This is a genomic window from Nocardioides sp. NPDC087217 (assembly GCF_044744805.1).
GTDB lineage: Bacteria > Actinomycetota > Actinomycetes > Propionibacteriales > Nocardioidaceae > Nocardioides.
The window spans coordinates 932,077-952,136 of sequence record NZ_JBIUZB010000001.1; the positions used below are offsets into that span (position 1 = coordinate 932,077).

Annotated in this window: 19 protein-coding genes; 11 read left to right on the top strand and 8 right to left on the bottom strand. The window is 69.5% G+C overall.

Going from position 1 to position 20,060, the window contains the following annotated elements:
• Positions 1-48 precede the first annotated feature (48 nt).
• Together ACIO3S_RS04620 and ACIO3S_RS04625 are read left to right on the top strand one after the other, a co-directional pair.
• The gene (locus ACIO3S_RS04620; RefSeq protein WP_400460024.1) at positions 49-522 is read left to right on the top strand and encodes a MarR family winged helix-turn-helix transcriptional regulator; all 474 of its coding nucleotides are present in this window, start codon (positions 49-51) and stop codon (positions 520-522) included.
• 69 nt (positions 523-591) lie between these two features.
• Positions 592-1,812 (top strand): MFS transporter, encoded by a 1,221-nt coding sequence (locus ACIO3S_RS04625; protein WP_400460027.1) that lies wholly within the window; start codon positions 592-594, stop codon positions 1,810-1,812.
• A 31-nt stretch (positions 1,813-1,843) separates the two neighbouring features.
• Here the strand turns inward: ACIO3S_RS04625 and ACIO3S_RS04630 are convergent, their stop codons facing one another.
• From ACIO3S_RS04630 to ACIO3S_RS04645, 4 genes are all read right to left on the bottom strand, one after another.
• Positions 1,844-3,679 (bottom strand): CocE/NonD family hydrolase, encoded by a 1,836-nt coding sequence (locus tag ACIO3S_RS04630; protein ID WP_400460030.1) that lies wholly within the window; start codon positions 3,677-3,679, stop codon positions 1,844-1,846.
• A 92-nt stretch (positions 3,680-3,771) separates the two neighbouring features.
• Positions 3,772-4,422, bottom strand: a complete 651-nt coding sequence (locus ACIO3S_RS04635; protein WP_400460033.1) for a CoA transferase subunit B — start codon at positions 4,420-4,422, stop codon at positions 3,772-3,774.
• Between the two features lie 3 nt (positions 4,423-4,425).
• Positions 4,426-5,214 (bottom strand): CoA transferase subunit A, encoded by a 789-nt coding sequence (locus ACIO3S_RS04640; protein WP_160025462.1) that lies wholly within the window; start codon positions 5,212-5,214, stop codon positions 4,426-4,428.
• A 49-nt stretch (positions 5,215-5,263) separates the two neighbouring features.
• Positions 5,264-6,490, bottom strand: coding sequence for an acetyl-CoA C-acetyltransferase (locus ACIO3S_RS04645; protein WP_400460036.1), 1,227 nt, complete (start codon positions 6,488-6,490; stop codon positions 5,264-5,266).
• 186 nt (positions 6,491-6,676) lie between these two features.
• On the opposite strand from ACIO3S_RS04645, the gene ACIO3S_RS04650 reads away from it, so the two are divergent.
• The 4 genes from ACIO3S_RS04650 to ACIO3S_RS04665 are packed head-to-tail and all read left to right on the top strand — an operon-like array spanning position 6,677 to position 9,060.
• Complete coding sequence (locus tag ACIO3S_RS04650) at positions 6,677-7,369, top strand: energy-coupling factor ABC transporter permease (protein WP_160025460.1); 693 nt, start codon at positions 6,677-6,679, stop codon at positions 7,367-7,369.
• Positions 7,366-7,695 carry a PDGLE domain-containing protein gene (locus ACIO3S_RS04655; protein WP_400460039.1) on the top strand — a complete coding sequence of 110 codons (330 nt, stop codon included), beginning with the start codon at positions 7,366-7,368 and terminating at the stop codon, positions 7,693-7,695. Before ACIO3S_RS04650 ends, ACIO3S_RS04655 begins: the two co-directional genes overlap by 4 nt.
• A gap of 4 nt (positions 7,696-7,699) precedes the next feature.
• The gene (gene cbiQ, locus ACIO3S_RS04660; RefSeq protein WP_160025458.1) at positions 7,700-8,311 is read left to right on the top strand and encodes a cobalt ECF transporter T component CbiQ; all 612 of its coding nucleotides are present in this window, start codon (positions 7,700-7,702) and stop codon (positions 8,309-8,311) included.
• Positions 8,308-9,060, top strand: a complete 753-nt coding sequence (locus ACIO3S_RS04665) for an ABC transporter ATP-binding protein (RefSeq protein WP_350838591.1) — start codon at positions 8,308-8,310, stop codon at positions 9,058-9,060. The genes cbiQ and ACIO3S_RS04665 overlap by 4 nt, the downstream gene beginning before the upstream one ends.
• A gap of 4 nt (positions 9,061-9,064) precedes the next feature.
• Here the strand turns inward: ACIO3S_RS04665 and ACIO3S_RS04670 are convergent, their stop codons facing one another.
• Genes ACIO3S_RS04670 through ACIO3S_RS04680 form a run of 3 tightly spaced genes read right to left on the bottom strand, consistent with a single transcriptional unit; the run spans position 9,065 to position 12,416 of the window.
• Positions 9,065-9,490: a DUF3054 domain-containing protein gene (locus tag ACIO3S_RS04670; RefSeq protein WP_400460043.1), complete on the bottom strand. Its 426-nt coding sequence runs from the start codon at positions 9,488-9,490 to the stop codon at positions 9,065-9,067.
• Positions 9,491-9,513: 23 nt separating this feature from the next.
• On the bottom strand, positions 9,514-10,644 hold the full coding sequence (locus ACIO3S_RS04675; RefSeq protein WP_400460046.1) for an N-acetylglucosamine-6-phosphate deacetylase: 1,131 nt from the start codon (positions 10,642-10,644) through the stop codon (positions 9,514-9,516).
• Positions 10,635-12,416 carry a dolichyl-phosphate-mannose--protein mannosyltransferase gene (locus ACIO3S_RS04680; RefSeq protein WP_400460049.1) on the bottom strand — a complete coding sequence of 594 codons (1,782 nt, stop codon included), beginning with the start codon at positions 12,414-12,416 and terminating at the stop codon, positions 10,635-10,637. The genes ACIO3S_RS04675 and ACIO3S_RS04680 overlap by 10 nt, the downstream gene beginning before the upstream one ends.
• A gap of 33 nt (positions 12,417-12,449) precedes the next feature.
• Here ACIO3S_RS04680 and rsmI point away from each other — a divergent pair, with 33 nt between their 5' ends.
• Together rsmI and ACIO3S_RS04690 are read left to right on the top strand one after the other, a co-directional pair.
• Positions 12,450-13,298, top strand: coding sequence for a 16S rRNA (cytidine(1402)-2'-O)-methyltransferase (rsmI, locus tag ACIO3S_RS04685; protein WP_400460052.1), 849 nt, complete (start codon positions 12,450-12,452; stop codon positions 13,296-13,298).
• A gap of 13 nt (positions 13,299-13,311) precedes the next feature.
• A complete protein-coding gene (locus tag ACIO3S_RS04690; protein ID WP_400460055.1) occupies positions 13,312-14,133 on the top strand; it encodes a TatD family hydrolase in 822 nt (273 codons plus the stop codon).
• A 67-nt stretch (positions 14,134-14,200) separates the two neighbouring features.
• Here the strand turns inward: ACIO3S_RS04690 and ACIO3S_RS04695 are convergent, their stop codons facing one another.
• Positions 14,201-16,531 (bottom strand): immune inhibitor A domain-containing protein, encoded by a 2,331-nt coding sequence (locus tag ACIO3S_RS04695; protein ID WP_400460058.1) that lies wholly within the window; start codon positions 16,529-16,531, stop codon positions 14,201-14,203.
• Between the two features lie 480 nt (positions 16,532-17,011).
• Between ACIO3S_RS04695 and ACIO3S_RS04700 the strand changes: the two genes are divergently transcribed.
• From ACIO3S_RS04700 to ACIO3S_RS04710, 3 genes are read left to right on the top strand one after another with little or no spacing between them, the layout of a single operon-like run.
• Positions 17,012-18,172, top strand: coding sequence for a ubiquitin-like domain-containing protein (locus ACIO3S_RS04700; protein WP_400460062.1), 1,161 nt, complete (start codon positions 17,012-17,014; stop codon positions 18,170-18,172).
• 34 nt (positions 18,173-18,206) lie between these two features.
• Positions 18,207-19,076: a 16S rRNA (adenine(1518)-N(6)/adenine(1519)-N(6))-dimethyltransferase RsmA gene (gene rsmA, locus ACIO3S_RS04705; protein ID WP_400460065.1), complete on the top strand. Its 870-nt coding sequence runs from the start codon at positions 18,207-18,209 to the stop codon at positions 19,074-19,076.
• Positions 19,073-19,975 (top strand): 4-(cytidine 5'-diphospho)-2-C-methyl-D-erythritol kinase, encoded by a 903-nt coding sequence (locus tag ACIO3S_RS04710; RefSeq protein ID WP_400460068.1) that lies wholly within the window; start codon positions 19,073-19,075, stop codon positions 19,973-19,975. Before rsmA ends, ACIO3S_RS04710 begins: the two co-directional genes overlap by 4 nt.
• The last annotated feature ends 85 nt before the right edge of the window (positions 19,976-20,060 follow it).

Genomic DNA, 20,060 nt, shown 5'->3' on the forward strand with positions numbered 1-20,060 from the left:
TTGGTCAGAAGATAGTTCGGTATCGGATGGTTCGTTAAGATCTAGTTCATGACCGGACCGCGTATCGACCTGCTGTTCCTGCTCAACCAGTCCGCGCACGCCTTCGCGGCCCAGGTCGGCGAGGCGTTGGCCGACCTGGAGCTCTCGGTGCGGGAGTACTGCGTGCTGATGAAAGCCGCCGAGGGGGAGTACACCCAGAACGCCGTGGCCGAGATGGCGATGCTGGACAAGACCACGATGGTCACCACCCTCGACAACCTCGAGCGCCGCGGCCTGGCCGAGCGACGGGTCTCGACCACTGACCGCCGTGCCCGCATCGTCGCGCTCACGCCGGCCGGCGCGAAGGCGCTCGAGGAGGCCTCGAAGGCCTACAACGCGACCGTCGCCAAGGCGCTCGAGGGTCTGGCGCCGAGGGAGGGCGAGGCGTTCATCGAGGCGCTGCAGCACCTCGTCGAGGGGCCGTGGGCGACGCCGTCGCACACGATGACGCTGCGGCGTCGCGCGCCTGCCTCGTCCCGCTAGGGATGGGTTCACAACTGAATATCCCGAAATAGATTGTTTCATAACAAACAATCTTCTATGGTCGTATCTATGACGACCAAGACAGTCGCGCTCGCGACCCTCGCAGCCACTCAGCTGATGGTGATCCTCGACGGCACGGTCGTGACCGTCGCCCTTCCCGCAATCCGCGACGACCTGGGCTTCGGCGACGCGTCGCTGTCCTGGGTGGTCAACGGCTTCCTGCTCGCCTTCGCGCTCGTCCTGCTCCCTGCGGGCCGGGCCGGCGACGCGTTCGGCACCCGCCCGGTCTTCCTCGCCGGGCTGAGCATCTTCACGCTCGCCTCGGCATGGTGCGGCATCGCCTGGGACCCGATCTCCCTGGTTCTCGCGCGATTCGTCCAAGGCCTCGGCGGCGGCATCGCCTCGGCCGTGGTGCTCGGCATGATCGCCGGCCTCTACGCCGAGCCCCGCGAGCGCCTCCGCGCCTTCGCGGTGCTCGCCTTCGTCGGCTCGATCGGTGCGTCCGTGGGGACGGTCCTGGGTGGCGTACTCACCGACGTCGCGTCCTGGCGCTGGGCCTTCCTGATCAACGTGCCGTTCGGGATCATCGCCCTGATCGTCGCGCTCCGCGCGGTGGAGGGTACGCCACCGACCGGCGCCAAGGGTGGCCTGCTCCCGCGCGGCCTGTTCGCCCAGCGCAGGTTCGCGCTCGGGAACCTGATCCTGCTGACCCTGACCTTCGGCGGGTTCACGTTCCAGTTCGTCACGACGCTCTACCTGCAGGACACGCTCGGGTTCGGCGCGCTCTCGACCGGCCTGGCGTTCCTTCCGGTCAGCGTGGTGATCGCCGTCGCCAGCCTCGGCTTCAGCGCCACGTTGGCCGAACGGTTCGGGTCCGAGCGCGTCCTGCTCGTCGGCGTGCTCGCTTTCGTCGCAGGCATGGTCTACCTCGTCCGCCTCCCCGGAGCGGGCGGCTTCGCCCTGGACGTTCTCCCCGGCGCGGTCGTGATGGGCCTCGGCTTCGGCCTCGCGATGCCGCAGGTGACGGCGTTGGCGATGGGCGCGCTGGCGCCGGAGCATGGCGGGATCGGCTCCGGCCTGACCACGACGACCCAGCAGCTCGGTGGGTTCCTCGGCACCCTGATCGCCGCCGGCCTGGTCACGACCGTCGGCTACGGTGCCGCCTACGCCTCGGCCGCGATCGCATTGGGTGCTGGAGCCGCGATCGCGGCGTACCTGCTCGTGGACGCGGCACGCGCCCGGGACCCGAAGATCTCCAAGCGCGTGCCGGACGAAGCCGCCAGTCTCTGACGTCTCGACGCCAGAAGCCGACCCCTCGGCGCTACCTCCGGACCGGTAGCACCAGCGTCGAGGGGTTCGTCTTCGTGTGGTGGACCGTGACCACGCCGGCGATGCCGCGGACCAGCTGCTTCACGTTGGGCAGCAGGTGGGGGACGTCGTAGGAGTGGACGGTGACTCGGAGGCGGTGGCCCTTCTCGATCACTGCGCCGGTCGGGAAGACCTCAACGGGCACGCGGTAGATCGTCCCGGGCGTGACCGCCTGCTCGGCCTCACGGGTGAAGGGGTGCCACGGCTGGACGACCTGGCCGTTCAAGGTTCGCGACCTCGACGCGGTGACGGCACGGTGGCGCAGGGTCTGCCAGCCGCCGGTGATGCGGTCGACGGACCCGTCGGGCGCGACGTCCTCGACCGAGACCGAGATCAGGCCGTCGGTGCCGGTCGTGGAGACCGACAGGTCGGCGTTGAGCGGGCCGGAGAAGGCCAGGTCCGACGTCGCCGGAGCGGTCTCGTAGGAGACCCCGAGCGCGTCGTTGATCCGGTTGTCGGTCTCGCAGCCTGGGATCGCGAGGGCGCCGGCGGTCCACTGCGCGGTGCTGCGCGAGCACAGCCCCTGCACCGGCAGCGGCATGATCGTGTCTCCGCCGACGGGCTTCAGGGCCGACCCGAGGGCGTACGTCTTCGCACGGACCTCGCTCCCGAGCCACGACTGCATCGTGCGCCACTTCCCGGACCCGATCTCGTGGTAGGTCACCGGCGCGACGTCGCGGTCGAGGGTGGCGTCGGGCAGACCCTTGAGGTGCGTGTCGAACCACCGCAGGGCCATCTCGCCCATGCTGTTGATCCCGCTGCCCTCCAGGCCGGCGCCGGTGGCCGCCTCGGCGTGCGTCCACGGTCCGATGAGCAGCTTGGTGTCCACGCCGTTCTTCTGCATCCGGTCGAAGAGCATCGGCGTGCCGCGCTGGAAGATGTCGTACTGCCCGGCCGTCACGAACGTCGGTACGTCGATCTCGTCGACCACGCTCAGCGGTGACCGCTTCCTGTAGAAGGGTCCGTCGTAGCCGGCGTCGCTGCCCAGGACCGCGCTGACGAGCATCGGCACCTGGAACCCGAGCGCACCGCCGACGTGCTGGAGCAGCGTGGTCAAGGTGGCGTCGGGGCGGGTCTGGTTGACGGCCGGCGGCACCAGTCCGGCGCCCGTGACCAGCCCGAACCACAGCGGGATGAACCCGGCGTCGATCTGGCCGCCGGAGGCGACGACGTCGCGGTAGACGTCGCCGGCCGGCACGATCGGGAACATCGCCTTCAGCCCGCGCGGGTGCTGAGCGGCGGTGAAGAACTGGTTGATCGCCATGTAGGACGCGCCCCACAGGCCGAGCTCGCCGTTGCTCCACGGGCGCTTCTTCGAGGTCGCCCAGTTGGCGACCTCGAGGCCGTCCTTCTGCTCACGGTCGCCGAACGCGTCCCACTGACCCGCGGAGGAGCCGGTGCCGCGTACGTCGGTCTGGACCCAGACGTAGCCACGCTCGACGAAGTAGTCGCCGCCGCCCCCGCCGGAGACGTTCTTGTTGTAGGGGTTCTGGGTCAGGATCACCGGAAACCGGCCCGGCGCCACGGTCCCGTCCGCCTTCGCCGGACGGTGGACGTCGGCGCGGAGCACCACCCCATCGGACATCGTCAGCTGGATGTCCTTCTCGACCACCACGCCGTACGTCGCCGGGCGAGGCTTCCACGCCCCGGCCCGCGCCTGCGGCGCCTGCGCGGTCGCGGCCGAGGCGACGGCGGTCGCCGGGGCCGCGGACGCGGAGTGCGTCGGTGGCAGAAAGGTCGTGACCAGAGCCAGGAACGGTACGAGGAATGCCAGTCTGCCGAGTTTCACGACTCACTCCAGGGGTGTGTTGGATATCACACCTCGAACGACGGAGTGCAAACGCGAGTTACGTAGCAGGTCTCGGGTTTTGAATAGTGAGACTAAGCAGTCACGGCGACGGTCTTGTCGACGACCGGCGCGCCCGTGGCCGCCACGACCTCGTCGTACGTCACCCCGGGAGCGAGCTCGACGAGCTCGAACGACGAGCCAGCGACGTCGAGGACGCCCAGGTCCGTGATGACCCGCTTCACGATCCCGCGACCGGTCAGCGGCAGGTCGCAGGCCGAGAGCAGCTTGGGTGCACCCTTCTTGGTGACGTGCTCCATCAGCACGATCACCCGCCCGGCGCCGGAGACGAGGTCCATCGCGCCGCCCATGCCCTTGACCATCTGTCCGGGCACCATCCAGTTGGCGATGTCGCCGTTGGTCGAGACCTGCATCGCGCCCAGGACGGCGACGTCGATGTGGCCGCCGCGGATCATCGCGAACGAGGTCGCCGAGTCGAAGTAGGAAGCCCCCGCGAGCACCGTGACGGTCTGCTTGCCTGCGTTGATCAGGTCGGGGTCGACCTCGTCCTCGTAGGGGAACGGGCCGACGCCGAGGATGCCGTTCTCGGCGTGCAGCACGACCGTCGAGGTCTCCGGGATGTAGTCGGGGATCAGCGTCGGCAGGCCGATCCCGAGGTTGACGTAGTCGCCGTCCTGCAGCTCCTGCGCGGCGCGTGCGGCCATCTGGTTGCGGTCCCAAGCCATGACTCAGGCCTCCTGGTTCGTGGTCGGGCGCTCGCCGCGCGTCGTACGCTTCTCGATGTCCTTGCGCGCTGCCTGCTCGGGCGTCAGCGCGACGATCCGTTTCACGAAGATCCCCGGAAGGTGGACGTCGGCCGGGGCGATCTCCCCGACCTCGACGACCTCCTCGGCCTCGACGACGGTCACTCGGCCGGCCATCGCGGCCGGTACGTTGAAGTTGCGCGTGGAGGCGTTGAACTGGGCGTTTCCGGCGCGGTCGACGCGGGTCGCGCGGACCAGCGCGAAGTCGGTGATGATGCCCTCCTCGAGCACCATCTGCTTGCCGTGGAACTCGCGGACCTCCTTCGGCTCGGAGGCCTCGGCGATCGTCCCGTCGGGGTTGTAGCGGTAGGGCAGGCCGCCGTCGGAGACCATCGTGCCGACGCCGGTCGGGGTGTAGAAGGCGCCGATCCCGCTGCCTCCCGCGCGCATCCGCTCAGCGAGCGTGCCCTGCGGGGTGAGCTCGAGGGTGATCTCGCCGGCCAGGTACTGGCGCCCGAACTCCTTGTTCTCGCCGATGTAGCTCGCGATCACCCGGGAGATGCGGTGGTCGTCGAGCAGCAGCCCGAGCCCGGCGCCGTCGACGCCGCAGTTGTTGGAGACCACCATCAGGTCGTCCGCACCCTGCTCGCGCAGCGCCTCGATCAGGAACCACGGGATTCCCACCAGCCCGAAGCCGCCCACGGCCAGGCTGGCCCCGCTGTGAATGTCGGCGACCGCCTCCGCGGCCGACCCGACCACCTTGTCCAGACCCATGTCTTCTCTGCTCTCTCGAAGAATTTCGTACGTCGCTCTGCCGGCTGCTTCAGCGCACCGACTCGAACACGGCCGCCAGCCCCTGTCCGCCACCGATGCACATCGTCTCCAGGACGTACCGGGCCTCGCGCCGCTGCGCCTCGCGGGCGGCGGTGGCGAGGATGCGGGCGCCGGTGGCGCCGATCGGGTGACCGAGCGAGATGCCCGAGCCGTTGGGGTTGAGCCGCTCGTCGGTGGCGTCGATCTTCCACTCGCGCAGGACGGCGAGGACCTGGGCGGCGAAGGCCTCGTTGAGCTCGATCAGGTCGATCTCGTCGAGGGTGAGCCCGGCCCGGGACAGCGCCGCCTTGCTGGAGAGGACGGGGCCGATGCCCATCCGCTCGGGTTCGCAGCCGGTGACGGCCCACGACTTGAGCGCCAGCAGGGGAGTCAGGCCGCGCCGCTCGGCCTCGGCGCGCGTGGTCACCACGCACATGGCGGCGCCGTCGTTCTGGCCGGACGCGTTGCCGGCGGTGACGGTCGACTCCTCGTCGATCTTCAGCCGGATCGGGCGCAGCGCGGCGAGCTTCTCCAGGGAGATGTCGGCGCGCGGGTGCTCGTCGCGGTCGACGACGACGTCGGGCTTGCGGCGGCCGCCGGGGACGGTCACCGGAACGAGCTCGTCGGCGAACTTGCCGGCCTCGTGGGCGGCGACGGCACGCTGGTTGGAGCGCAGCGCGAGCTCGTCCTGCTCCTCGCGCCCGATGCCGTAGTCACGGCGCAGGTTCTCGGCGGTCTCGATCATGCCGCCGGGGAGCGGGTGGTCCTTGCCGCCCGCGGTCTCGCGAGCCCGGTCGAGGCGGTCGAGCAGCTCGATGCCGCCCTGCTTCACCCCGCCGCGCAGCCCGAGCGCGTAGTGCTCGACGTTGGACATCGACTCCGCACCGCCGGCCACGACGAGGTTCGCGGCGCCGGTGGCGACCGAGCCCGCGGCGTACAGGATCGCCTGCAGGCCCGACCCGCACCTACGGTCGATCTGAAGACCGGGGACGCCGTTGCCGAGCCCGGCGTCGAGGGCCGCGATGCGGCCGATCGCAGGGTTCTCGCCGCTCGCGTAGCCGTTGCCGAGGATGACGTCGTCGACGTCGCCCTCCTGGAGGCCGGTGCGCGCGACCAGCTCGCGCAGGACCGTCGTGGCGAGGTCGGTCGCGGTCAGCGGCGCCAGGGCGCCGAGGAACCGGCCGACCGGGGTGCGGAGGGGCTCGCAGATGACGATGTCGTTGGCGGAGCTGCTCATGCCGTCGACGGTACGCGCGCTGTCATGACTTGAGAAGTATTCATTTGGCGTCGATTGAAATGTCTGAAGTCTTGATCCACTGTCTGACCGGACAGTGCGCGGGCGAGGCTATTGCGATAAGTTCGCGTTAGCAGTTTCCTCTCGGGTTCCACTTCGACCGCCCCCACGTAGATCAATGAGGTGACCATGCACGTCCCCGACGGCTTCCTCGACGCGCCGACGTCGATCGCCACCGGTGCAGTCGCTGTCGTCGCGGTCGGCGTCGCGCTGCGCGGCGCGCGCCGCGAGCTCGACGACAAGACCGCCCCGCTGGCCGGCCTCGTGGCCGCGTTCGTCTTCGCGACCCAGATGCTCAACTTCCCGGTGGGGGCGGGCACGAGCGGTCACCTGATGGGCGGCGCGCTGGCGGCGGTGCTGGTGGGGCCGTGGACCGGGGTGCTGTGCGTCTCGGTCGTGCTGATCGTGCAGTCCCTGCTCTTCGCCGACGGCGGCATCACCGCGCTCGGCACCAACATCCTGCTCATGGCCGTCACCACGGTGCTCGTCGGCTGGTTCGTGAGCCGGGTGCTGATCAAGGTGCTGCCGAAGCGGGTCGGACTGGTCGCCCCCGCGGCTGCGATCGGCGCCTTCCTCTCCGTCCCCGCGGCAGCGGCCGTCTTCACCGCGCTCTACGCGGTCGGTGGCACCGCCGATATCTCGCTGACCACACTGGCCACCGCGATGCTCGGCTGGCACACGGTGATCGGTCTGGGCGAGGGCGCGATCACGTTCCTCGCGGTCGGCGCGATCCTGTCCGTACGCCCCGACCTCGTCTACGCCGCGCGAGGCGTGATCGCCGAGCGCGACCTGGTGATCAAGCCGAAGGAGTCGGTGGCATGAGCGAGTCCACGAAGGCCGTGCCGTTCAAGTGGGTCGCCGTCGGCATCGCCGTCGTCGCGCTCCTCCTGGCCGGGGTGGTCTCCTACTACGCTTCCGCCCACCCCGACGGCCTCGAGTACGTCGCCGGCAAGACCGGCTTCCTCGACAGCGCCTCCGAGCACGGTGCCGCCGACGGCCCGCTGGCCGACTACGGCACCAAGGGCGTCGACAACGAGCGGCTCTCCGGCGGTCTCGCCGGCGTGATCGGCACCGTGGTGGTGCTTGTCATCGCCGGTGGTCTGGCCCTGGTCGTACGCCGTCGTTCCGCCGAGTCCGACGAGGCCTGACCCGGTGCCCGCCCATCTGAAGGTGCTCGCCCTGATCGGCTTCATGCTCGTGGTGGTGGCGACGCCGCGGGAGTGGTTCGCTGCGTACGCCTTCTTTCTCGCGGTCCTCGTGACGGTCGGCGCGGTGGCGCGGGTGCGCCCGGGGTGGGTGCTGAAGCGGATGGTCGTCGAGACGCCGTTCGTGGTCTTCGCGGTGTTGATGCCCTTCATCGCTCACGGGCCGCGGATCGAGGTGCTCGGACTCAGCCTCAGCGAGTCGGGTCTGCTCTCGGCGTGGGGGCTGCTCGTCAAGGGCACCCTCGGTGTGATCGCCGGGCTGCTGCTGGCCGCGACCACGACGCCCCAGGAGCTGGTCCACGGCCTGGAGCGGCTGCGGCTGCCTCAGCAGCTGGTGCAGATCATGGCGTTCATGGTGCGCTACCTCGAGGTCGTGACCGACGAGATGCGCCGGATGGCGGTCGCGCGTGCATCCCGCGGCTTCGAGGCCCGCAACCCGCTCCACTGGCCGGTGCTGGCCCGCTCGGTCGGCGCGCTGTTCATCCGCTCCTTCGAGCGCGGCGAGCGCGTGCACCTGGCTATGGTCTCGCGCGGCTACACAGGGAGAATGCCCCGGTGACCACTCCAGTCCTGGACGTACGCGGCCTCGCCTTCGCCTACCCCGACGGCCATCAGGCGCTCTTCGGCGTCGACCTGCACGTCCACCGCGGTGAGCGGGTCGCGCTGCTGGGTCCCAACGGGGCCGGCAAGACGACGCTGGTCCTGCATCTCAACGGGATCCATCTCGCGGGTGCCGGATCGGTCGCGGTGAGCGGACTCCCCGTGACCAAGGCCAACATCAAGGAGATCCGCCGCCGCGTCGGCATCGTCTTCCAGGATCCCGACGACCAGCTCTTCATGGGCACCGTCCGCGAGGATGTCGCCTTCGGCCCCGCCAACCTCGGCCTGCGCGGCTCGGAGCTCGACGCCAAGGTGACCGAGGCGCTCGCGAAGGTCGGCATGGAGGAGTACGCCGACCGGCCCCCGCATCACCTCTCCTTCGGCCAGCGCCGCCGGGTCGCGGTGGCCACCGTGCTGGCGATGGACCCCGAGATCCTGGTCCTCGACGAGCCCTCCTCCAACCTCGATCCCGCCTCCCGCCGCGAGCTCGCCGACATCCTCCGCGACCTCGACGTCACCGTCCTCATGGTCACCCACGACCTGCCGTACGCCCTCGAGCTCTGCGAGCGCTCCGTCATCCTCGACGGCGGCATCGTGGCCGCCGAGGGCCGCACCGTCGACGTACTCTCCAACGCCGACCTGATGCGCGCCCACCGCCTCGAGCTCCCCTTCGGCTTCGACCCGGTCGCCGCAGCCGCCACGCTCTAGCCGACTACTCGGCCAGGCGGCGGGAGCGGTAGTGGAGCTTGGCGCTGACGTAGCCGCGCCAGCCGACCAGGGTGAGGCCGAGGAAGAGGAGCGAGACGACCAGGAAGGCCGGCGCCAGGCCCTCGCCGGAGAGGCCGCGCAGCACCATCCCGATGACGTACGTCCCGAGCCAGACGACCACGCCCGCAGGCCATGCGCGAGCGGCAGGCCAGCGGCGCCAGATCAGCACGGCCCAGGACACGGCGAGCCCGATCAGGAAGGGCCAGGCGATGCGGAGCACGACGAGCGCCGGGCCGGAGTCGTGCGACTGACGTCCGGCGAAGGCGAAGAGGAGCACGAAGAAGATGTCGACGGCGAAGGCCGCGACCGCCCACTTGGGCACGAGCCCGGCGATGAGTGGGGAAGAGTCGTCGGGCTTCGTGGAGGACATGGTGCCCAGAATACGAGCCCGATCTACGAGACCAGCCAGGCCCCGCCGCGCATCACCCGGGTCGGCTGCAGCGACTCGTCGGTGAGCACGAGATCGGCGCGCGCGCCGATCTCGAGGCGGCCCGCGTCGAGGCCCACGACCGATGCCGGCCGCAGGCTCGCGGCCTTCATCAGCATGGCCAGGTCCACCCCGGCGGCCGCATGGCGGCGTACCTGGTCGATGAGCCGCGACGTACCTCCGGCGATCGACCCGTTGCCGGTCCCGTCGGCCACCCGGGCGACCCCGGAGCGTACCTCCACGGACAGCGGTCCGAGCTGGTAGTCGCCGTCGGCCATCCCCGCCGCGGCCATCGCGTCGGTGACGAGTACGACCGAGCCGGGCACCATCGACATCACGGCCCGGACCGTCTCGTCGTCGAGGTGTACGCCGTCAGCGATCAGCTCCACACAGGCATCGCCCACACCCGCGGCTCCCAGAGCGCCGAGCACCGGACCAGGCGAGCGATGGTGCGCGGGCGGCATCCCGTTGAAGAGATGGGTGACCAGGCTCCCGGGCCCGGACAGGAAGGCACGAGCCCGCGAAGCCGACGCCGCGGTGTGTCCCAGTGCCACCACGACCCCGGCCTCGGTGAGCACCGAGGCGACCTCGTCGGCCCCGGGGAGCTCCGCGGCCAGCGTCATCACCCGCAGGTGACCCCGTCCGGCCTCGACGAACTCACGGGCGAGACCGGCATCCGGCGCGAGCAGCAGCGCGGGATCGTGCGCCCCGCGGCAGGAGTGCTCCAGGAATGGCCCTTCCATGTGGATCCCGGCGATCAGCCCGGACTCCGCGGCCGTGGCCAGCGCCGAGACGACCGACAGCAACCGGGTAGGCGAGTCGGTCACGGTCGAGGCCAGCAGCGTGGTCGTGCCGGCAGCGTGATGAACGCCGGCCGCGGTGGCGATCTCGTCCGCCGACGTCGAGTGGAACGAGGCACCGCCACCGCCGTGGTTGTGGATGTCCACCAGCCCCGGGAGCAGGATCCCCGAAGACGACGGGTCGCCGGGGACGGCAGCCCGCACATCCGAGACGAGTCCTGCGGACACGGTCACGACGACGTCGTCGAAGCCGCCCGGTCGCGGCACTCGGCCGCGCACCACATGCTCTAGATCCATCGCTTGAACCAGATCCTCGTCAGCCATTCCTGCCGGGTGAGCAGCTCATCGGTGTAGATCGGCCAGAACCAGGCGAAGTTGCAGATCACCAGCACGACGAAGATGCCACCGGCGACGGCACCCCCGACGCGACGCCGGGTGGCAGGGTTTCCGCCGGCCAGCGGCGGCGGCCGGTCGAGCAGCTTGCCCAGACACAGGCACAGGCCGAGCACCAGGAACGGCAGCGCGATGATCATGTAGAAGGAGAAGATCGGCCGCCCGGCGTACTGCAGCCAGGGCAGCCACGTCGACAGCACCCCGACGACGGCGACCCCGAACCTCCAGTCCCGCGCGGCGACCCACATGAACGCCGAGACGATCAGCGCGACGAACGCTCCCCACCACAGCACCGGAGTGCCCAGGAGCAGCACCTGCCGCAGGCACGTCCCCGCCTCGGCAGGACCGTCGCCGTCGGGATCGGTCGCGGGGGAGGCATCGCACATCTCGCCGCGCGACTTCGCGCCCGACAGGATCCCGGTGTCGGCGGCGACCCCGACCGGCCGGTTCAGAACCAGCCAGCCGATCGGATGGGACCCGTAGGTGTGCTCGGCGCACTCCAGGAAGTGGGTGTGGAAGGTGAAGACGTCGCGGTGGTAGTACCACAGCGACCGCAGCGACTGGCTGACCTCGCCGAGGCCGGACGCGTCCGGCTCCGTGGCGGTCGGCCAGCGCTTGTCGTTGAGGTTCTCGGGGACGTACGACTTGTTCTCGCAGTGGCCCTCGCCGGTGTAGCGCGTGTACTGCGTTGCCGAGAGCGACTCCTCGTAGACGTCCGCGTGGGTCATCCACGGGATCCACGTCATCACGTAGACCGCCAGCGCGACGCCCACCAGGTGCACGAACGCCGTCGGCCCGTCGGCCACACAGGCACGAAGCCAGGACAGACGTACGCCGAACGAGCGCCGCATCCCCGCGGACCAGGCCACATAGAGGAGACCGAAGGCGGCCAGCGGGTAGAGCGCCTCCCACTTGGAGCCGATCGCCAGGCCCCACGCGATGCCCGAGCAGAGCAGCCACGGACGGAACAGCATCTGGCGGACGGGTCCCCAGGCGCCGGGCGCGGCGAGCTGGGTGGGCGCGAGCGCGGAGAACCGGCGTCGGCACCAGTCGCGGTCCATCACCATCAGGTGCACCGCGAGCAGCAGGAAGAAGGCGACGAAGAGATCGAGCAGGGCCAGGCGCGAGAGCACGAACGCGAGCCCGTCGAAGGTGACCAGGATGCCGCCGACGAGACCGAGCAGCATGGAGCCGGAGACGCGGCGTACGAACCGGATGGTCAGCAGCACCAGCAGCGAGCCGACCACGACCGAGGCGATCCGCCAGCCGAACGGGTCCATCCCGAAGAGCTTGATGCCGAGGGCGATGATCCATTTGCCCACGTCGGGGTGGACGATCATCGACGGCCCGTCGGCGAACTGTCCGTCGAGCTGTCCGGCCAGGATGTTCTCGTCGGCGCCCTCGATGAAGTTGCGCGCGTAGCCGAACTCGAGCAGAGCCCAGGCGTCCTTGGCGTAGTAGGTCTCGTCGAAGGCGAAGACCTTCGGGGTGCCCAGGTGCCACAGCCGCAGCAGGAACGCCAGCGCCGTGATCCCGAGCGTCGCCGCCCAGCCCGCCCGCGGCGAGCCGTTGATGCGGCGCCGGGCGCGCTCCCAGGCGGTCGGCAGGAAGTGACCTGAGGGGGTGCTGGCCAGGCCCTCCATGGGCTCCGGCTCCTCGGTCACCGTCGTCGTCACGAGGGAACCTTATAAGCCTGCGACAATATCGGTGTGGTAGATCCAAACGATGGCGTGCTCGTACTAGCGGCAACCCCGATCGGACGCGTCGAGGACGCCCCTCCGCGACTGGCCTCCGAGCTCGCCACCGCGGATGTCATCGCCGCTGAGGACACCCGCCGCCTGCGTCGGCTGACGACGGATCTCGGGGTCGAGATCAAGGGCCGCATCGTCTCCTACTTCGAGGGCAACGAGAGTGCGCGTACGCCGACGCTGCTCGCCGACCTCCTGGACGGCAACCGCGTGCTGCTGGTGACCGACGCCGGCATGCCCTCGGTCTCCGACCCCGGCTACCGCCTGGTCGCCGCCGCGGTCGAGAAGGACGTACGCGTCACCGCGGTGCCCGGCCCCTCGGCGGTCCTCACCGCCCTGGCCGTCAGCGGCCTCCCCGTCGACCGGTTCTGCTTCGAGGGCTTCCTGCCCCGCAAGGCCGGCGAACGGGGCCGCCGTCTCGCCTCGCTGGCGAAGGAGGAGCGCACCATGGTCTTCTTCGAGGCCCCCCACCGCACCGAGGCTGCCCTGGCGGCGATGCGCGACGCCTTCGGCGACGGCCGCGCCGCCGCGGTCTGCCGGGAGCTGACGAAGACCCACGAAGAGGTACGCCGCGGGGGACTGGCCGAGCTCGTCGACTGGGCCGCAGAGGGAGTGCGCGGCGAGGTCACCATCGTCGTCTCCGGTGCCGACCCGTCCGCCGAGGTCGGCAGCGACCCCGACAGCCTCCGCGCCGCCGTCGCCGACCTGGAAGGTGAGGGCCACACGAAGAAGGAAGCCATCGCCGAGGTGGCCAGACTGGCCGGCGTACCGAAACGCGAGGTCTACGACCTCGTCCACAAGAGCGTGTAGAAGACTGGTGAGCATGAGTTTCGCCCCGGCACCCGAGCCACTGCCCGCACCGGTCGTCGACAACCACACCCATCTCGACATCGTCCGAGGGGACGAGAGTCTCCCGATCGAGGAGGCGCTCGCGCAGGCGGCGGCGGTGGGCGTGACCAGGGTGGTCCAGATCGGCTGCGACCTGCCCGGTGCACGCTGGGCGGTGGAGGCGGCCCAGACGTACGACAACATGGTCGCCGGGGTGGCGCTCCACCCCAACGACGCTCCTCGCCAGCCCGACCTCGAGGCTGCGCTGGACGAGATCGAGAAGCTCGCCGGGGCGCACGACAAGGTCCGCGTGGTGGGGGAGACCGGGATGGACTTCTTCCGCACCGACGAGGAGGGTCGCGAGACCCAGGCCTACTCGTTCCGGCGTCACATCGACATCGCCAAGCGCCTCGACAAGACCCTGATGATCCACGACCGCGACGCCCACGAGGCGGTGCTCGAGGTGATCGACAGCGTCGGCCCGCCCGAGCGGTGGGTGATGCACTGCTTCTCCGGCGACCCCGAGTTCGCCCGCCAGTGCCTCGACCGCGGTGCCTACCTCTCCTTCGCCGGCACGGTGACGTTCAAGAACGCGCAGTACCTCCGCGACGCCCTCGCGATCACTCCCCAGGACCGCATCCTGGTCGAGACCGACGCCCCGTTCCTGACGCCCCACCCGCATCGCGGCGCGGTCAACTCCAGCTACATGATCCCGGCCACGATGCGGGTGATGGCCGACGTACGCGGCGAGGACCTCGAGGCGCTCTGCAACGCCGTCAACACCAACACCGAGACGGCCTTCGGCGGCACCTGGTGATGGACCGGCACTGACACGAGAGGGGCCCGAGGCGATCGCCTCGGGCCCTCTCGTTGCTGTGATCAGGTCAGGAGACGCTGAGCGTCATCGTGCCCCTGCGCTCGTCCGAGTAGAGCACCTTGATCTTGACGCCGCTGCCGGCCGTCTTGGTGGAGTGCGCCGGGTTGGACGCGTCGTAGTACGCCGTCTCCGAGCTGTCGTAGAAGGTCGGCACGCCCTTGCGCCGCGGCAGGTCGAGGACGTTGTTCGGGGCGCCGGCGATCTCGTTCTCCAGGTGGAGCGCGTCGGTGCGGTCGACGTCGAAGGTCGAGTCGTACCCCTGGATCCGGTTGCGCGACAGGGTGCCGTTCGACCACTTCTGGACGCCGACGGAGGCGTCGACGACCAGCGCCTGGCCACCACCGGGGTGCTCCGAGGTGTTGTTGTCGGTGAACTCGCCGTTCTTGTACCAGATCAGCAGGCCGTCCTGGTATGCGTAGTGGTCGACCTTGTCAGGCGCGGTCACGCCGTAGCCGAAGTTGTACGGACCCTCGGCCAGCGTCTTGTCGTAGCCCTTGTACTGCCGGTTCTCGGCGATGTAGAAGCGCGGGTACGTCGAGATGTAGGTGCCGTCGGTGATGCCCATGTACTCCTTGTTGGTCCAGCCGTCGAAGGACGAGAAGTCCGTCGTGTAGGCCGAGCCGACCGAGAGGTCGTCGATGGCGAAGCCGTAGTAGGCGACGCCGCCGTCGTTCGCGGTGCGGAAGCGGAGCTTCACGTTCTGACCCGCGTACGCCGAGAGATCGGCGGTCAGGTCGACGTACTCCTGCGGGTCGTGGTCGGCGCAGTTGCCGTCGCAGGTGCTGTCGGAGGTGCCGTGGATGCCGTTGTTGTACTCGGCAGAGGACAGGTTCGTCGCCAGCGGGGTCGACCAGGTGGTGCCGCCGTCGGTGGAGGCCTCCAGGAAGGTGAAGTCGTACTCCGCCTCGAGGTCGTACTTCACCTTGGCCGAGAGCGTGCCGCCCGCGGGGACGGTGATCTCCGGGCTGACCGCGGTGGCGGTGCGGTCGTCGCCCTTGCCGGAGTAGAGGAACGTCTTGCCGGACGTACCGGAACCGACGTCGTGGGTGGTCTCGCCGTCGGGCAGGTTCACCACGAGCGCCTGCGGGGTCTTGGACCCGGTGTCGTGGAAGCTCGGACCCAGGGTCAGCTTCTTCGACGTGCCGGCCTCGACGGTGTCGTAGTTGAGCCAGCCGAGGAAGAGCTTCTCCGGGGCGCCCATGTGGTTGGGGGTGGTGCCGATGGTGCCGTCACCGTGGCCCAGCCAGGAACCCGAGCTCATCAGGGTCCAGAAGCCGGTGCCGTTCTCGCCGCCTGCGGTGTCGTAGAAGTCCGGCAGACCGAGGTCGTGGCCGAACTCGTGCGCGAAGACGCCCAGACCGCCGTTCTCGGGCTCGGTGGTGTAGTCGCGGATCCAGATGTCGGTGTTACCGATCTTGACGCCGCCGGCCTTCGGGTGGTTGGCCGGGCCGTCGGAGCCGGACGCGTTCGCGGCCCAGCGGTGCGACCAGATGGTCCACGGTGCGCCACCGGCCTCCTCGCCGACGCCGGAGTGGATCGCCTGGAAGTGGTCGATGTAGCCGTCGGCCTCGTTGAAGTTGCCGTCGCCATCGAGGTCGTAGCGGTCCCAGATGTCGTAGTCCTGGAGGTACGCAGTGATCTCGGCGTCGGTCTTGCCGGCCGCCTTCTGCGCGTCGTACCAGGCGTTGGCGCTGTCCTGGACGAAGTTCTTCATCGCGGCGGCGGTCTCGTCGCCCTTGTCGTTCTGGTAGTAGGACTCCGCGTGCGGAAGCGTCACCCAGTCGCTCACGTCGCCCTGGAGGTCGAAGCGGCCGCTCGACATCTCCTTGTAGACGTTGTGGAACGACTCCTCACCCTTGTTCTGGTTGAAGAACATGTCCATGTAGTGCTCGCGGGAGAAGTCCTCCTCCCAGTAGGTGGAGTTGTCGTTCTCAGCGGGCGGCGCGATCTCGTTGTGGAGCGGGCCCGAGGTGTTGTCCGGGAAGGCCGGGTTGCCGCCTTCGCCGAACTCGACCAGGAAGCTCAGCAGCTGAGACTTCTCGGTGGGCTCGTGCTCCACCCAGCGGGCGTTCTTGCCCGAGCCCATCTTCACGACCTCGCTGCCGTTCTTCGTGACCGTCTGCTTCTCGCCCGTGGCGACGGCAGTGGCGGCGTTGGTCTTGAGCTCGCGGCGCTTGGTGTTGAGCGCGTCAGGCTTGTCATCGACCTTCTGCTTCACCGCAGCGGCGGCGGGGGTCCCCGAGTCCTCGACGGCGCTAGCCGACGAGTGGGTCAGGGCCACCGGCGTCACGCCGGCGACCGCAACCGCGGCGAGAACGCTGGTAAGGCGTCTGTTCATCGTTCCTCCGGAGTCTGGTGACATCGCGCACATCTGCCTTCCCCGAGAACTGACCGGCACGACGGGCCATCACGACAGAGATGGCTTCGGAGTACAACACCAAGCAACGGAGTTACCTGTAAAGGATTTGTCGCCTATTGGCCAGAGGGAGCGAAATTTCGTGGCGGGATTACGACATGCGCTCTGATCAACCCGCTTGACCAGCGATTTCGACGTGGTGAATCGCACACCTGTCATTTGCTACGACAGGTATTGACAGCACTCCGTGGCCCTCATTTGATGCCGAGATTGCATGCTTGTAATTGCCTGCGGATCGGGCAGGAGACTTGCATTTAACCGACCGCATTTGTTCCGCTGTCCGGCGAGATAGCCGGGATCGGGACAGATCCGGACGGTGTTGGGGGTGGGCCTCAGCGCGTAGATCACCAGATCTCGCAACACCGTTCGCCCGTGCCCGGAGAGCACGAACATCGGAGCATTGTGCCCGTCAGCAGCACCACCTCATGGGTTCGCAACATCGCATCTACTCGTCGCCGTAAGGCCATTCTGGTCGGCGGACTCGCCGCCGCCGTGGTCGCCACAGGCGGCACCGCATACGGCGTCAAGACCTCCCAGACCGATGTCATCGTCTCGGTCGACGGCAAGGCCAAGGACGTCAGCGTCCACGCCGACACGGTGGGTGAGGTCCTCGAGGCCGAGGGCATCGAGATCGGCGACCGTGACGCGGTTGCTCCATCGCTCGACACCCAGGTCGAGGACGGCAGCGCGATCAGCGTCCGCTACGCCCGTCAGCTGAGCCTCGAGGTCGACGGCAAGGCCCAGGACCACTGGGTGACCGCGACCACCGTCGGCGGTGCTCTCGCCGAGCTCGGCCGTGACTACGACCGGGCAGAGCTCTCGACCAGCCGCGGTGCCTACATTGGCCGCGACGGGATGTCGCTCGACGTCATCACGCCGAAGACCGTCAAGGTCGAGCTGGCGGGGAAGAAGACCAAGAAGGTCAGCGTGACCGCGCTGACCGTCGCCGATGCGTTGAAGGACCTCGGTGTCGACCTCGAGCGCCGGGACAAGGTCTCCCCGGCCTCCGACAAGGCAGTGAAGACCGGTCAGAAGATCGTCTTCACCGACTTCTCCGCCAAGACCCAGAAGGTCGCCCGCGAGAAGGTCGAGGCGCCGGTCGAGGAGCGCGAGGACTCCTCGATGTACGAGGGTGAGACCGAGGTCGTCGACGAGGGCTCCGACGGGGTCCGTTCGGTGACCTACCGGATCGTCCTCAAGAACGGCGAGGCCGTCTCCAAGAAGGTCCTCGAGCAGAACGTCCTCGAGGAGGCCGAGCCGCGCATCGTCAAGGTCGGCACCAAGGCGAAGGAAGCGCCTGCGGCCAACTTCGCCGGCGGCAACACCGTCTGGGACCAGCTCGCGCAGTGCGAGTCCGGTGGCAACTGGGCGATCAACACCGGCAACGGCTACTACGGCGGGCTGCAGTTCAATCTGCAGACCTGGCAGGCCTACGGTGGCTCCGGTCTCCCGAGCGAGAACAGCCGCGAGACCCAGATCGCGATCGCGACCAAGGTCCGTGACGCCAACGGTGGCTACGGCTCCTGGCCGCACTGCTCGCAGCAGCTCGGTCTGCCGCAGTAAGGCTGTTTCGGCCCTCGGGCCATAGTCTGTACCCATGACCGACCGCACCCCGCCGCGCCTGTTGGGCCCGGCGGAGGTGCGGTCGCTCGCATCCGAGCTCGATCTCCGCCCGACCAAGCAGCGCGGGCAGAACTTCGTCATCGACGCCAACACCGTGCGCCGGATCGTGCGCGAGTCCGGCGTCACCGCCGATGACGTCGTCGTCGAGGTCGGCCCCGGCCTCGGGTCGCTCACCCTCGCCATCCTCGAGACCGGCGCGAAGGTGACCGCGATCGAGATCGACGAGGTCCTGGCGCAGCGGCTGCCGAGAACCATCCAGGAGTACGCCCCCGACCAGGCCGATGCGTTCAGCCTGCTCCGCGCGGACGCCCTCCGGGTCGACTCCGTCCCCGGCCCGCCGCCCACGGCGCTGGTCGCGAACCTGCCCTACAACGTCTCGGTCCCGGTCCTGCTGCACCTGATGTCGCTGCTGCCCTCGCTGCGCCACGGCCTGGTGATGGTGCAGGCCGAGGTCGCCGACCGGCTGGCGGCCAAGCCCGGCTCCAAGGTCTACGGCGTCCCCTCGGTGAAGGCCGCGTGGTACGCCGAGGTACGCCGCGCCGGCGCGATCGGCCGCAACGTCTTCTGGCCGGCGCCCAACGTCGACTCCGGCCTCGTCTACTGGCGTCACCGTGAACCGCCGTCGACCGCCGTCTCGCGCGAAGAGGTCTTCGCGGTCATCGACGCCGCCTTCGCGCAGCGTCGCAAGGCGCTGCGCGGCGTACTCAAGCCCCTGGCCGGCTCTGCCGACGCCGCCGAGAAGGCACTCGTCGCGGCCGGGATCGACCCGCTGGCGCGCGGCGAGGCGCTGACCGTCGCGGACTTCGTACGCATCACCGAATCGCTCCAAAGGGTTCCCTCATGACCATCACCGTCCGCGCGGCCGCGAAGTTCAACCTCCACCTCGGTGTCGGGCCGGTCCGTTCGGACGGGTTCCATCCGCTGGCGACCGTCTACCAGGCGATCGGGCTCTACGACGACGTCACCGTGAGCGAGGCCGCCGAGTGGCAGGTGACGCTCACCGCGGAGGACCACATCGCGCTGGCGGAGATCCCGACCGGCGATGACAACATCGTCGTGCGGGCCGGCAAGGCTCTCGCCGCCCACCACGGCATCGACAGGGCCGCGAACGTCGCGATCCACAAGGGCATCCCGGTCGCCGGCGGTCTCGCCGGCGGCTCGGCCGACGCCGCCGCGACGCTCGTCGCCCTCGACCGGCTGTGGTCGCTGGAGACCTCCGACGAGGATCTGCTGCGCTTGGCGGGCCAGCTGGGCTCCGACGTACCGTTCGCGCTCATCGGCGCCACCGCCATCGGCGGCGGCCGCGGCGAGATCGTGGAGCCGGTCACCGACAACGGTGCCTGGTGGTGGGTCGCGGTCGGCAACGAGCAGGGGCTCTCGACGCCGGCGGTCTACCGCGCCTTCGACGAGCACGCCGGGACCGAGGTCGGCGACCCCCAGGTCCCCGAGAACCTGCTCATGGCGCTGGAGAAGGGCGACGCGGAGCTCCTCGCCGAGGCGCTCGCCAACGACCTGCAGGCGCCGGCGCTGGCGCTACGCCCCGACCTCGCCAAGACCTTCGTCGACGGCGCGGAGGCAGGTGCCCTGGCCGTACAGCTCTCCGGCTCGGGCCCGACCGTCCTGATGCTCTGCCGCGACGCGGCCCACGCCCGCGAGGTCGCCGGAGCGATGCAGGCCAAGGCGTACGACCGCGTCTGGACCGCCCCGGGCCCCGTCGCCGGTGCCCACGTCGTCACCTACTGACAGCCGAGACGTCAGCTACGTCGGCCGAGAGGGCAGCACCGTGCCCTCTCGGCCGACGTACGTGACGTGTCGGCCGACGTACCTG

Excerpts from the sequence above, each read along its gene's own strand:
- ACIO3S_RS04670 (WP_400460043.1), bottom strand. The coding sequence starts at position 9,490 with ATGTCCTCCACGAAGCCCGACGACTCTTCCCCACTCATCGCCGGGCTC.
- ACIO3S_RS04655 (WP_400460039.1), top strand. The coding sequence starts at position 7,366 with ATGAGCGAGTCCACGAAGGCCGTGCCGTTCAAGTGGGTCGCCGTCGGC.
- ACIO3S_RS04635 (WP_400460033.1), bottom strand. The coding sequence starts at position 4,422 with ATGGCTTGGGACCGCAACCAGATGGCCGCACGCGCCGCGCAGGAGCTG.
- ACIO3S_RS04620 (WP_400460024.1), top strand. The coding sequence starts at position 49 with ATGACCGGACCGCGTATCGACCTGCTGTTCCTGCTCAACCAGTCCGCG.
- ACIO3S_RS04690 (WP_400460055.1), top strand. The coding sequence starts at position 13,312 with ATGAGTTTCGCCCCGGCACCCGAGCCACTGCCCGCACCGGTCGTCGAC.
- ACIO3S_RS04650 (WP_160025460.1), top strand. The coding sequence starts at position 6,677 with ATGCACGTCCCCGACGGCTTCCTCGACGCGCCGACGTCGATCGCCACC.
- ACIO3S_RS04675 (WP_400460046.1), bottom strand. The coding sequence starts at position 10,644 with ATGGATCTAGAGCATGTGGTGCGCGGCCGAGTGCCGCGACCGGGCGGC.
- ACIO3S_RS04695 (WP_400460058.1), bottom strand. The coding sequence starts at position 16,531 with ATGAACAGACGCCTTACCAGCGTTCTCGCCGCGGTTGCGGTCGCCGGC.
- ACIO3S_RS04640 (WP_160025462.1), bottom strand. The coding sequence starts at position 5,214 with ATGGGTCTGGACAAGGTGGTCGGGTCGGCCGCGGAGGCGGTCGCCGAC.
- rsmA (WP_400460065.1), top strand. The coding sequence starts at position 18,207 with ATGACCGACCGCACCCCGCCGCGCCTGTTGGGCCCGGCGGAGGTGCGG.
- ACIO3S_RS04645 (WP_400460036.1), bottom strand. The coding sequence starts at position 6,490 with ATGAGCAGCTCCGCCAACGACATCGTCATCTGCGAGCCCCTCCGCACC.
- ACIO3S_RS04625 (WP_400460027.1), top strand. The coding sequence starts at position 592 with ATGACGACCAAGACAGTCGCGCTCGCGACCCTCGCAGCCACTCAGCTG.
- ACIO3S_RS04710 (WP_400460068.1), top strand. The coding sequence starts at position 19,073 with ATGACCATCACCGTCCGCGCGGCCGCGAAGTTCAACCTCCACCTCGGT.